We start from the raw sequence: 13083 nt of genomic DNA on the forward strand, positions 1-13083 counted from the left end.
GCCCCTCTTTTTTATTGATTATGCGGTTAAGATACTACTTAAGATTAATACTCATATTTGGGCCTGAAGCGATATCATCTTCAAACCAACGTGAGGTAATGGTTTTAGTTTCTGTGTAAAAACGAATACCTTGTTTACCATACGTGTGAGTATCTCCGTAGAATGAGCCTTTCCAACCCGTGAACGAGAAAAATGGTAAAGGCACAGGAATTGGCACATTAATACCCACTTGGCCTACTTCAATTTCGTGTTGGAATTTACGTGCAACCGCACCACTTGAGGTGAATAATGAAGTACCGTTGCCGTAAGGGCTTTCGTTAATAAGTGCAATGGCTTCTTCAAGGGTATCAACAAACATACACGCCAATACTGGGCCAAAAATCTCTTCTTTGTACAAGTTCATATCTTTGGTTACATCAGTAAATAACGTAGGACCTACCCAGTTACCTTGCTCGTAACCTTCAACGCTAAAATCAGAGCCATCAATTAAACAGGTAGCGCCTTGTGCTTTACCATCAGCAATCAGTGATAAAATACGTGCTTTTGCAGCAGGTGATGTTTGTGGGCCATAAGCCGCGTCTGCATCATCCCAAACACCTGGGCGTACACCTTCAAAGCCTGCTTTAATTTCATCAACCCAGTCTTTTGCTTGACCAACAAATACCGCCACAGAGATACCCATACAGCGCTGACCTGCCGCACCTACAGAGGCACCTACAAGGTTATTAACAACATGCGATTTACTCGCATCAGGCATAATTACCATGTGGTTTTTAGCGCCAACACACGCTTGAACACGTTTTAAGTTTTGTGTGCCTTTAGAGTAAATATAGGCACCTACACCACATGAACCCACAAATGAAATAGCACGAACAGCTTTGTCTTCTAATAAGCGGTCTACTTGTGGTTTTGTACCGTGTACTACTTGTAATACGCCTTTAGGTGCACCCGCTTCAATAAATAGCTCAGCTAAGCGCATAGGAGTAAGTGGATCTTGCTCAGACGGTTTTAAAATAAAGGTGTTACCACACACAATTGCCAGTGGGAACATCCACAATGGGATCATTGCCGGAAAGTTAAATGGCGTAATACCTGCACACACACCCAGTGGTTGCATGTAAGAATACGTATCGATTTTGCGCGCTACGTTTTCCATGGTTTCACCCATCATTAACGACGGCGCATTAGCAGCTTGTTCAACTACCTCTATACCACGCCACACATCACCTTTTGCATCTTCAAAGGTTTTGCCTAGCTCATGACAAATAATAGTGGCTAGTTCATCATGGTTTTCTTTTAATAGCGCCGCGTATTTCATCATAATGCGCGCACGCTCAGTAATAGGCACATCTTTCCATGTTTTAAATGTTTCGCTTGCTGATGCAATCGCCGCATCCATCTCTGCGTCTGTAGCGCATGGCACTTGCGCGAGCACTTCTTGATTAGCTGGGTTTACAACATCAATTAATTCATTTGACGTTGACTGAACGAACTCGCCGTTAATTAGTAAAGGTACTTGGTGCATAATAAATCCTATTGAGTCAATTTAATTGCCGCAGCGCTGTGATTGTTATAGTTGCTGCGGCTTTGTTATCAGTTAAAGTGCTTCGACTGCCATAGCAACGGCTTCACCGCCACCTATACACAAAGACGCAACGCCTTTTTTGAGGCCTCGGTTTTTAAGCGCATGAATAAGTGTTACTAAAATACGTGCGCCACTAGCACCAATTGGGTGGCCTAGTGCACACGCTCCACCATTCACGTTTACTTTGCTTTCATCAAGCTTTAATTCGTTAATAGCCAGCATGGTGACCATGGCAAACGCTTCATTAATTTCCCATAAATCAACATCGGCGGTTGTCCAGCCAGCTTTTTCAAGAACGCTGTTCATTGCGCCCACTGGAGCTACGGTAAATTCACTTGGTTTTTGAGAGTGAGTACTGTGAGCAACAATTCTACAAAGTGGTGTTAAACCCTCAGCTTTTGCTTTTGATTCGCTCATTAGTATTAGCGCAGCACCACCATCTGAAATAGACGATGAATTAGCGGCAGTAATAGTGCCGTCTTTTTTAAATGCAGCTCTTAAGCTTGGAATTTTTTCAGGGCGTGCGTTGCCAGGTTGCTCATCAATTGAAACAGTGACATCGCCTTTACGCGTTTTAATAGTGTGCGGAGTAATTTCGTTATCAAACCACCCATTGTCTATGGCTGCGTTTGCTTTACTTAATGAACCCAGTGCAAACGTATCCATTTGCTCACGACCAATACCATATTCATCGGCTGTGTCTTGAGCAAAGCATCCCATTGCTTTATTGTCGTAGGCATCTTCTAGGCCATCACTCATCATGTGATCTTTAATTTCGCCATGTCCCATACGCATACCGCCACGGGCTTTAGGAATAAAGTAAGGTGCATTGGTCATGCTTTCCATACCACCAGCGATTGCTGATTCAATAGAACCTGCTTTAATAAGGTCATTCGCTAACATCGCTGCTTTTAATCCAGAGCCGCATACTTTATTAATAGTGGTAGCGCCGGTGCTTAGTGCAAGCCCCGCTTTAAGCATTGCTTGACGCGCAGGTGCTTGGCCTAAACCGGCTGGCAATACGCAGCCCATAATTACTTCATCAATTGCATCATTGCTTAAACCCGTTTGAGCAAGTGCACCTGCAATGGCCGTAGCACCTAATTCGGTAGACTGCGCATCACTTAGTGCGCCCATAAATCCACCCATTGGGGTGCGTTTTGCTGCTACAATTACAACGCTTTCGAAAGACATAAAAGGCTCCATTTTCAATTAACGCAAACATGTTTTATTATGTTTAGCTTAATGTTTAAACTAATCTGATAAATACGAGCATACATAAAATTTACGTTTACGCCAACGTAAATCTAAAATCAACTTTCTAATTAGTGTAAAAACTGTAAAGTTAGCTTGCTAAAAATTTATTACATACTGTCTAACTGGCTTATAACGTTTATAAACACTCAACTTCTGCTGCATTTCCGCTTTTATTTTATACGTCTAAAGTATAACAACCAGATCGCACTTTACCTTTACGTAAACTTCACTTATATTGGAGTTATTCGAATGAGGTAAACATTACAATGAAATCAGATAATCAAACAAACTTTGCAAATTCAGCCAACGAGCCGGCTAAAAACGAACAAACTTTTAGCATTAGTGAATTGGCTAAAGAATTTGATATTACCACCCGCTCTATCCGTTTTTACGAAGACCAAGGGTTAATATCACCAGAGCGCAATGGTCAAACACGTATTTACTCAAAGCGCGACAAGGTACGCCTTAAGCTAATACTGCGCGGTAAACGTTTGGGTTTCACATTAGCGGAAACAGGTCGTTTGTTTGAACTGTATGATGCTGATAAATCAAGTGCAAAACAGTTAGTCACTATGCTTGACCTTATCAGTGAGAAAAAAGCCGATCTTTCACAACAGATGGATGACATTAAAGTGGTTCTTATGGAACTGGTCACCGCTGAACGTCGCTGTCGCGACACGCTTAGCAAAATAGATGAATAAAATATAACAACGTCATCAACACACAGGAATTAATCATGAGCACTATTTCACTATATAAAGAAATGAACTTTGGCCTTGGCGAAACTGCAGATATGATCCGCAGTCACGTAAACAGCTTTGCCAGTCAAGAAATTGCCCCACTAGCTGAAAAAACTGACCTTGATAATGCGTTCCCCAATGAACTTTGGCCGCAAATGGGTGAAATGGGCGTGCTTGGCATGACCGTGGATGAAGAATTTGGTGGTGCTGGCTTAGGTTATTTAGAGCACGTTATTGCCATGGAAGAAATTAGCCGTGCAAGTGCCTCTATTGGTTTAAGTTACGGTGCGCATTCAAACCTGTGTGTTAATCAAATAAACCGTAATGGTTCACAAGCACAAAAAGAAAAATACTTACCTAAACTTATTAGTGGTGAGCACATTGGTGCACTGGCGATGAGTGAGCCTAATGCGGGCTCTGATGTTGTTTCTATGAAACTCAAAGCAGAGAAAAAAGGCGATAAATACATTTTAAACGGTAATAAAATGTGGATCACTAATGGCCCAGACGCTGATACGTTGGTGATTTATGCAAAAACAGATTTAAACGCCGGCGCTAAAGGGATTACTGCCTTTATTGTAGAAAAAACATTCCCTGGTTTTTCAACCGCACAAAAGCTCGACAAGCTCGGCATGCGTGGTTCAAATACCTGTGAATTGGTATTTGAAAACTGTGAAGTACCCGAAGAAAATATTTTAGGTAACTTAAACGAAGGCGTTAAGGTACTTATGAGTGGCCTTGATTATGAGCGTGTTGTTTTAGCGGCTGGCCCACTTGGCATAATGCAAGCGTGTATGGATATTGTTGTGCCTTACATCCATGAGCGTAAGCAATTTGACAGCCCTATTGGTCAATTTCAGTTAATACAAGGCAAAATTGCTGATATGTATACACAAATGAACGCAGCTCGCTCATATGTGTACACAGTAGCAAAAGCATGTGATCGCGGCGAAACCACCCGTAAAGACGCTGCTGGCGCAATTTTATATGCTGCAGAGCTTGCAACTAAAATGGCATTAGACGCAATTCAAATTTTAGGCGGTAATGGTTATATAAATGAATACGCAACAGGTCGCTTGCTGCGTGATGCAAAATTATATGAAATTGGTGCAGGCACCTCAGAAATACGCCGTATGTTAATTGGTCGCGAATTATTCACTGAAAGCCGCTAAGGATTAGTTATGACGATTTTAAAATCGAGCGTTAATCCGCATGATCCAAATTTTGTGCAAAATCACAACAACATGTCGGCGCTAGTGGATGATTTACGCAGTAAAGCAGCAACAATACGTTTAGGCGGCGGCGCTGCGCTAAAAGAGCGGCATGAAGGCCGCGGTAAATTGTTTGTCCGTGACCGTATTACCACTTTGCTAGATGAAGGCTCGCCATTTTTAGAAATATCGCAATTTGCTGCCTTTGGCGTTTATGAACAAGATATTCCTTGTGCCGGTGTGGTTGCAGGTATTGGTCGCGTTAAAGGCGTTGAATGTATGGTGATTGCTAATGATGCGACAGTAAAAGGCGGCACCTATTTCCCGCTGACTGTTAAAAAGCATTTACGCGCTCAAGACATCGCCGAACGTTGTCATTTACCGTGTATTTATTTAGTTGACTCAGGTGGCGCAAACTTACCTGAGCAAGACGACGTATTCCCTGACAAACTGCATTTTGGTCGTATTTTTTATAATCAAGCGCGTATGTCGGGTAAAGGCATTCCACAAATTGCTGTGGTTATGGGGTTATGTACTGCAGGTGGTGCGTATGTTCCTGCTATGGCCGATGAAAGTATTATTGTAAAAGAGCAAGGCACTATCTTTTTAGCTGGTCCGCCGCTGGTAAAAGCTGCCACCGGTGAAGTAGTTACTGCAGAAGAGCTTGGTGGCGCCGATGTACACTGTAAAACATCAGGTGTGGCCGATCATTACGCAGAAAACGATGCTCATGCCTTATCGATTGCTCGCCAGTGTATTGAACGAATTAACTATTCGCGCCCTACCTCACCATTACTCGAAGAAGTAAAAGCCCCTCGTTATGATATTAACGAACTTTACGGCATTGTCGGTACTGATCTTAAAAAGCCATTTGATGTCCGTGAGGTCATTGCACGTACTGTTGATGACTCATCGTTTGATGAATTTAAACGCTACTTTGGTGAAACACTGGTAACAGGTTTTGCCAGCATTTATGGTCATCCCGTAGGCATAGTGGCCAACAACGGTATTTTATTTAGTGAGTCAGCGCAAAAAGGCGCACACTTTATTCAATTATGCGCTCAGCGCAACATTCCACTGGTATTTTTACAAAACATCACTGGCTTTATGGTCGGTAAAAAATACGAGTCTGAAGGCATTGCTAAACACGGCGCTAAAATGGTAATGGCGGTATCGTGTGCCGATGTACCCAAATTTACTATTTTAATCGGTGGCTCATACGGTGCAGGTAACTATGGTATGTGTGGCCGCGCGTTTGAACCGACCATGATGTGGATGTGGCCAAATGCCCGTATTTCGGTTATGGGTGGTGAACAAGCCGCTGGTGTGATGGCGCAAGTAAAACAAGATGGTTTAGCCCGCAAAGGCGAAAGCATGAGCGAGCAACAAATTAGCGATTTTAAAAAGCCAATCATCGATCAATACGAACAGCAAGGTCACCCATATTATGCCAGTGCCCGTTTATGGGATGATGGCATTATTGACCCTGCTGATACACGCAATGTTCTTGGGCTTGCACTTAGCGCAGCTAAAAATGCTCCTGAGCGTGAATCAAAATTTGGCGTATTTAGAATGTAATGGGAGCTTAAAATGTCAGTAACACTACAAATAACAAAATCTAATGTGGCTGTACTTGTTTTAAGTCGCCCAGAAAAACGCAATGCCTTTAATAGCGACGTTATCCATGAGCTTATTCAATGTATTGAACATGCTAATACGCTCGATATTCGTGCCCTTGTATTAAAAACTGAGGGTAAACACTTTTCAGCCGGTGCCGATTTAGCCTGGATGAAATCGATGGCAGATAACAACTATAACGATAATTTAGCCGATTCAATGCAGCTGGCTAAGCTAATGCAAGTTCTAGCACAAAGCCCACACCCTACAATTTGTGCGGTACAAGGCGCAGCATTTGGTGGCGCATTGGGCTTAATTGCTTGCTGTGATATCGCGCTCAGTAAAGACGACGCTCAATTTTGCTTAAGTGAAGTGAAACTCGGCCTTATTCCTGCTGTTATAAGCCCTTATGTAATTAAAGCCATTGGTGAGCGCGCTGCTCGTCGTTACTTCTTAACGGCTGAAGTATTTGATGCGCATACGGCTAAACAGCTGGGGCTAGTTCACCAAATTACAGGAAATTTAGACTGTGCACTGGATAACCTATTACAAACGCTGATAGATAATGGCCCGGTAGCGGTTAAAGCAGCTAAAGCGCTAATTAATGATGTGGCAAACAAAGAAATCGATAACGAAATAATTGCGCTCACTGCAGAACGTATAGCCAAAATTCGTGTATCAGACGAAGGTCAAGAAGGTCTAACTGCCTTTTTTGAAAAACGCCCTCCCCAATGGCAACTCTAGGACGCATTATGAACACAGTACACTTACAAAAAATTCTGATTGCTAATCGCGGAGAGATTGCTTGTCGTATTATGCGAACAGCAAAGCAAATGGGCTTGACCACGGTTGCGGTTTATTCAGATGCAGATAAAAACGCCCAACATGTAAAAATGGCTGATGAAGCCTACCATATTGGTGCAGCGCCGAGTAAAGACTCATACCTAGTTGCTGATAAAATACTAAACGTTGCCAAAATGAGTGGCGCTGATTGTATTCACCCGGGCTATGGATTTTTATCTGAAAACAGCGAATTTGCTAATGTTTGTGAAGCCAATAACATTGCCTTTATTGGACCACCAGCAAGTAGCATAGAAGCTATGGGCTCTAAAACCCGTGCAAAAGAAATTATGGCAGCCGCTAATGTTCCTTTGGTGCCAGGTTATTATGGCGATAAACAAGACCCTAGCTTTTTACAAGCTGAGGCTGAAAAAATTGGCTACCCTGTGCTTATCAAAGCGGCCTTTGGTGGCGGTGGTAAAGGTATGCGTATTGTTTCAAAAGCCAATGAGTTTATAAGCGCATTAGAAGGCGCTAAACGTGAAGCTATTGCCGGTTTTGGTAATGATCTGGTGTTGCTTGAGCGCTACGTTGACCAACCACGTCATGTTGAAGTGCAAGTATTTGCTGATAACTATGGCAACTGTGTGTATTTAGGTGATCGTGATTGTTCATTGCAGCGTCGACATCAAAAAGTGATTGAAGAAGCGCCTGCCCCCGGTTTATCAGACTCATTGCGAAAAGAAATGGGCGAAGCCGCGGTAAGATGTGCCCTAGCAATTGACTACCGAGGCGCTGGCACTGTGGAATTTTTACTCTGTGGTGATGAGTTCTTTTTCATGGAAATGAATACTCGCTTGCAAGTAGAGCACCCAGTAAGTGAAATGGTCACAGGCGTTGATTTAGTTAATTGGCAAATTAATGTAGCCAGTGGTTTAGCGTTACCTTTAGCGCAAGCAGATATTCAGCTACAAGGACACAGCTTTGAAGCACGTATTTATGCTGAAGATCCAAGTAATGACTTTATTCCGTGCTCTGGCACTATTGAGGCACTATATACGCCCGCTAACAGTGAATATGTACGTATTGATACTGGTATTGCCCAAGGTGATGAAATAAGCCCGTATTACGATCCAATGATTGCCAAACTTATTGTTCATGATGATAACCGCGACCAAGCACTTTCGCGTTTACAACAAGCATTAACACAATTTCATTTAGCCGGATTTAGCACTAATATCAGCTTTTTATATAATTTAGCGATTCATCCACGCTTTAAACAAGGTGCTCCAAGCACCCACTTTATTGCAGAGCAAGGTGAAGCGTTAGTTACTATTGACCCGTCTTTATTACAAACTAGCCGCTTAATTGCAGGTTTTGCGTATTTAGCATCACTTGGTAGTAATACAAGTAGTGCAAATCCATGGCAACAATTACATGGGTTTAGTTTAAATGCGCCGCAACAAGTTAAAATTCCATTTAGCGATACCCCCTTAAACGCAATAAAAACCGCGCAGGGCTATAGCATGACCATTAATGACAACACCTTTGAAGTGCAAGGTGAGTTAACTAATGGCTACTGCAACGTATCGATTAATGGCGCTAAACACACTGCGCATGTTAGCCACGTTGATAATGCCATTACTGTAATGAACCAAGCACTGCAAACTAAGTTTGAATGTGTTGATAAACATTTCATCAGCTCACATGAAAATGAGGCATTACCCCTTGCTGCGCCACTTAATGGTACTGTAGTTAAACACTTGTTAGAGGTGGGAAGCACCATTACTAAAGGCGATGCAGTGGTTATAATTGAAGCAATGAAAATGGAATACACGCTTAATGCCCCACATGATGGCGTATTAAAAAGTTACTGTTTTGCTGAGGGTGAACTGGTAAGCCATGGCGCTTTACTGGCCATAGTTGAAGACACAACTGCAGAGGAACCCGCTTAATATGAGTTCATTATTACCTAAAGCAGTGCGCATTGTTGAAGTGGGCGCCAGAGATGGACTTCAAAATGAAGCCGCTGTAGAAACTGCTGATAAAATAACGCTTATTAACGCACTCGCCGCTGCAGGCATAAAAGACATAGAAGCTGGTGCGTTTGTCTCACCTAAATGGGTGCCACAAATGGCAGACTCTAGTGAAGTAATAAGCGCACTTAATTTACCTGAGGTTAATCTCAGTGCCCTTACCCCTAATTTAAAAGGGGCAGAGGCAGCAGATGCTGTAGGTATTAAAGAATTTGCAATATTTACCGCAGCGAGCGAAGCATTTTGCCAAAAAAATATTAATTGCTCTATTGAGCAAAGTTTGGCGCGTTTTAGTGAAGTTATGGCTTTTGCAAAGGCGCATAACATTCGCGTACGCGGTTATGTAAGTTGTGTGTTAGGTTGCCCGTATGAGGGAGATGTTGACCCTCATACTGTACTGGCTGTTGCTGCTAAACTCTTAAAAATGGGCTGTTATGAAATTAGCCTAGGTGACACCATAGGTGTTGGCACACCCGCTAAAGTAATAGAGCTACTTACATTGCTACTTAAACATATTGATAAATCTAAACTTGCTGTACATTTTCACGACACATACGGGCAAGCGCTCACAAATATTTACGCTGCGCTAAACCTTGGTATAGCAACGGTTGACAGTGCTGTTGCCGGCCTTGGTGGCTGCCCATATGCCAAAGGCGCGTCAGGAAATGTTGCCACCGAAGATGTTGTATACTTACTGCAAGGACTTGGCATTGAGCATGGAATTGATTTACAAAGGCTTGCTGAGGCAGGTTGGCAAATTACGAGTGCACTGAACAAACAACCTGCTAGCAAGGTTTCTGCAGCATTACACGCACAATAATTAAATAGCACAGAATGAGGAGTGACTCATGGCCGGTTTTGATAAAGTAGTTTCTAGTTATGAAGCTGCAATGGAAGGTTTAAAAGACGGCGATACAATAATAGCCGGTGGTTTTGGCTTATGTGGTATCCCTGAGGGTCTAATTGCCCAAATTAAAAAAATGCAAACTAAAGAATTAACCGTTGTTTCCAATAACTGTGGTGTTGATGACTTTGGTTTAGGGCTGTTACTGCACGACAAGCAAATTAAAAAAGTGGTCGCCTCATACGTTGGCGAAAATGCCTTGTTTGAACAGCAACTACTAAGTGGCGAGATTGATGTAGAACTTACGCCACAAGGTACTCTTGCTGAAAAAATGCGTGCTGGTGGTGCAGGAATACCTGCTTTTTACACAGCCACAGGTTACGGCACACCGGTTGCTGAGGGTAAAGAAGTAAAAGAGTTTAATGGTCGCCCTTATATTTTAGAAGAGTCAATTACCGGTGAATTCGCTATTGTAAAAGCATGGAAAGCGGATCGCTACGGCAACTTAGTATTTCGTCATACAGCCATGAACTTCAATCCAATGGCGGCTACTGCGGGTAAAATTACCATTGCAGAAGTAGAGGAAATTGTTGAGCCAGGCGAACTTGAGCCAAGCCAAATACATACGCCAGGAATTTTTGTTAACCGCGTTATAAAAGGTAACTTTGAAAAACGCATTGAACGTGTTACCACACGAGATTAAGCAGGAGCACTAACAATGGCATTATCACGTGAACAAGTCGCAATGCGCGTAGCTCAAGAGTTACAAGATGGGTTTTATGTTAATTTGGGCATTGGTATTCCGACACTCGTCGCAAACTATGTACCCGATGGCATAGAAGTTATGCTACAGTCCGAAAATGGTCTTTTAGGCATGGGCGAATACCCTACTAAAGCCACTGTTGATGCGGATATGATCAACGCGGGTAAAGAAACCGTGACGGCAGCTACCGGTGCAGCTATATTTAATAGTGCAGATAGTTTTGCCATGATACGGGGTGGTCATGTAGACTTAACCGTTCTGGGCGCGTTTGAGGTAGACCAAAACGGTTCTATAGCCTCTTGGATGATCCCTAAAAAATTAATTAAAGGCATGGGCGGAGCGATGGATTTAGTCGCAGGTGCAAAAAACATTATTGTTACCATGACCCACGCCAGTAAACACGGCGACTCTAAGTTATTAGAAAGCTGTACGTTACCGCTAACGGGCGTTAACTGTGTTAAAAAAATAGTTACTGATTTAGCCGTTCTAGAAGTAAAAGACGGCGCATTTCATTTACTAGAACGCGCACCAGGCGTATCAGTTGATGAAATTATTAGCAAAACGGCAGGTAAATTGCTTGTTAATGGTGATATTCCTGAGATGGTGTTTTAAACCACTCATAATTTCACTCTGTACCGACCTCATTCCCAGTGCCAATGGCGCTGAGTTACCCAAAATCCCTCGTAAGAGGGATTTTTTTTGTCTATATTTTAGTTTTTGCACTATAGTGACAATTTAACGCACCACTTAGGTGAATTCGACCTAATAAAATAAATAAATTGCTGATATAGTTAGCTTTTATTTTTGGTTTAATTATTGCCTATTACTAGGCGATTGAAATAACTTTATACTGGATACCATGCAAACACCTATTCGCGGCCTTCGCTCTTTTTGTTTTGCCGCAAAAAGCTTAAGTTTTAAACATGCTGCTAAAGAGCTTTACTTAACGCCCTCGGCTGTAAGCCACCAAATTAAACAGCTAGAAGAGCAGCTAGGCATTGATTTATTTCAAAGACAAACTCGATCTATTAGTTTAACGCCTGCAGGTAAAAACTTTTTTGAAGCAATTTATCCAATTATAAATATGCTAGAGAGCACCATTAATGAATTTAGTCAGTTACAACAAAATGTAAACTTAACCATTACCCTGCCCGAATTTTTTGCCAGTGAATTGTTAATGCCTAAGCTCAGTGAATGGACCAGCGAGCACCCTAATATTAATTTACACATGGATACCCTCAAAACGCGCAAAGAACTAACTCGCCAAAGTGATTTATCTATAATTTTATCTTCAAGTAAACCGCTTGATGGACTGGCTACTGAGTTATTTAATTTAGAATATATTCCAGCGTGTAATAAAAAACTGCTTGAACAATGGCAAAACGATCATTGTCAGGCACTTAACCAAGTACCCCTTATTGTGCATAAAGCACGGCCTTGGGCTTGGCATCAGTGGGCAGAAAAAGTTGGGATTGATGACTTTTCACCAACACAAATTATTCAAATAGATAGTATGTTTGGTGTAGCAAGAGCGGCGCAACAAGGAATGGGGATTGCACTTATTCCTCTGCCAATTAGCCAAAGCTGGCTGGATGAGCAATGGCTCTATAAACTGTTTGAACAACCCCTTACCACCAAAGATAAATACTACTTGGTACAACACGGCTCTAGTACGGCAAACCACCCGCTCGACTTGTTTGCCAAGTGGGTAATTAACACCTTCAGACAAACAAAGTGACTATTAATTAAACGCCCTTTTATGGGCGTTTTATTATTTACGACCTTTTTAAAATATTTTTTTCGTGTCTCTCGTAAACCTCAAAAAATAAAATATAACCAACATTATCAAACACTTGAGCAGCTCCTTGTTGACTGAATTTATAGATTAGTTTTTTTCACTTATTAGTTTTGTTTTTATCGCTTGTCGAAATTGAGTAAAAGCTCTAAAGTTAACTCAACAAATCAGCAACGACCAAAAATAATAAAACGCGTTACTGAAACCAAATTTAATTAGTTTGTAACAACAAGCTAGTAAAAAAGAATCTTTATTGTGTGTGAAGATGTTGTCAGTGTAAAAAACAGCTCAAGTTCGGTGGTGACTTAGCTTGGGTTGTTTTTATTTTACGCTTACACCCGCCAATAAATATAAGAATCTTTATTGTGTGTGAAGATGTTGTCAGTGTAAAAAGCAACTCAAGTTCGGTGGTGACTGAGCTTGAGTTGTTTTTATTTACATTCACATCAGCAACA

At 41.9% G+C, this 13083-nt stretch carries 11 protein-coding genes; 9 read left to right on the top strand and 2 right to left on the bottom strand.

What is annotated here, in order from left to right; all coding sequences use genetic code 11:
- Positions 1 to 34 precede the first annotated feature (34 nt).
- Positions 35 to 1525 (bottom strand): CoA-acylating methylmalonate-semialdehyde dehydrogenase, encoded by a 1491-nt coding sequence (locus tag PUND_RS10020; RefSeq protein WP_010389954.1) that lies wholly within the window; start codon positions 1523 to 1525, stop codon positions 35 to 37.
- Positions 1526 to 1597: 72 nt separating this feature from the next.
- Entirely contained in the window at positions 1598 to 2779 is a 1182-nt protein-coding gene (locus PUND_RS10025) for a thiolase family protein (protein WP_010389953.1), read from the bottom strand.
- A gap of 329 nt (positions 2780 to 3108) precedes the next feature.
- Between PUND_RS10025 and PUND_RS10030 the strand changes: the two genes are divergently transcribed.
- The 9 genes from PUND_RS10030 to PUND_RS10070 all read left to right on the top strand — a co-directional run bounded on the left by PUND_RS10030 (position 3109) and on the right by PUND_RS10070 (position 12571).
- The gene (locus PUND_RS10030) at positions 3109 to 3543 is read left to right on the top strand and encodes a MerR family transcriptional regulator (protein ID WP_008114692.1); all 435 of its coding nucleotides are present in this window, start codon (positions 3109 to 3111) and stop codon (positions 3541 to 3543) included.
- A gap of 35 nt (positions 3544 to 3578) precedes the next feature.
- Positions 3579 to 4754 (top strand): isovaleryl-CoA dehydrogenase, encoded by a 1176-nt coding sequence (locus PUND_RS10035; protein WP_008114693.1) that lies wholly within the window; start codon positions 3579 to 3581, stop codon positions 4752 to 4754.
- A 9-nt stretch (positions 4755 to 4763) separates the two neighbouring features.
- A complete protein-coding gene (locus PUND_RS10040) occupies positions 4764 to 6371 on the top strand; it encodes a carboxyl transferase domain-containing protein (protein ID WP_010389951.1) in 1608 nt (535 codons plus the stop codon).
- Between the two features lie 12 nt (positions 6372 to 6383).
- Positions 6384 to 7154 carry an enoyl-CoA hydratase/isomerase family protein gene (locus PUND_RS10045; protein WP_010389950.1) on the top strand — a complete coding sequence of 257 codons (771 nt, stop codon included), beginning with the start codon at positions 6384 to 6386 and terminating at the stop codon, positions 7152 to 7154.
- Between the two features lie 8 nt (positions 7155 to 7162).
- Complete coding sequence (locus tag PUND_RS10050; protein ID WP_010389948.1) at positions 7163 to 9145, top strand: acetyl/propionyl/methylcrotonyl-CoA carboxylase subunit alpha; 1983 nt, start codon at positions 7163 to 7165, stop codon at positions 9143 to 9145.
- Between the two features lies 1 nt (position 9146).
- Positions 9147 to 10046 carry a hydroxymethylglutaryl-CoA lyase gene (locus tag PUND_RS10055; protein ID WP_008114701.1) on the top strand — a complete coding sequence of 300 codons (900 nt, stop codon included), beginning with the start codon at positions 9147 to 9149 and terminating at the stop codon, positions 10044 to 10046.
- A 28-nt stretch (positions 10047 to 10074) separates the two neighbouring features.
- Complete coding sequence (locus tag PUND_RS10060) at positions 10075 to 10773, top strand: CoA transferase subunit A (RefSeq protein ID WP_010389947.1); 699 nt, start codon at positions 10075 to 10077, stop codon at positions 10771 to 10773.
- A 15-nt stretch (positions 10774 to 10788) separates the two neighbouring features.
- Positions 10789 to 11445 carry a 3-oxoacid CoA-transferase subunit B gene (locus PUND_RS10065; RefSeq protein WP_008114705.1) on the top strand — a complete coding sequence of 219 codons (657 nt, stop codon included), beginning with the start codon at positions 10789 to 10791 and terminating at the stop codon, positions 11443 to 11445.
- 247 nt (positions 11446 to 11692) lie between these two features.
- Positions 11693 to 12571 (top strand): LysR family transcriptional regulator, encoded by an 879-nt coding sequence (locus tag PUND_RS10070; protein WP_010389946.1) that lies wholly within the window; start codon positions 11693 to 11695, stop codon positions 12569 to 12571.
- Positions 12572 to 13083 lie beyond the last annotated feature (512 nt).

The sequence above is a fragment of the Pseudoalteromonas undina genome (genome assembly GCF_000238275.3).
In the GTDB taxonomy this organism is placed as follows: Bacteria; Pseudomonadota; Gammaproteobacteria; order Enterobacterales; family Alteromonadaceae; genus Pseudoalteromonas; species Pseudoalteromonas undina.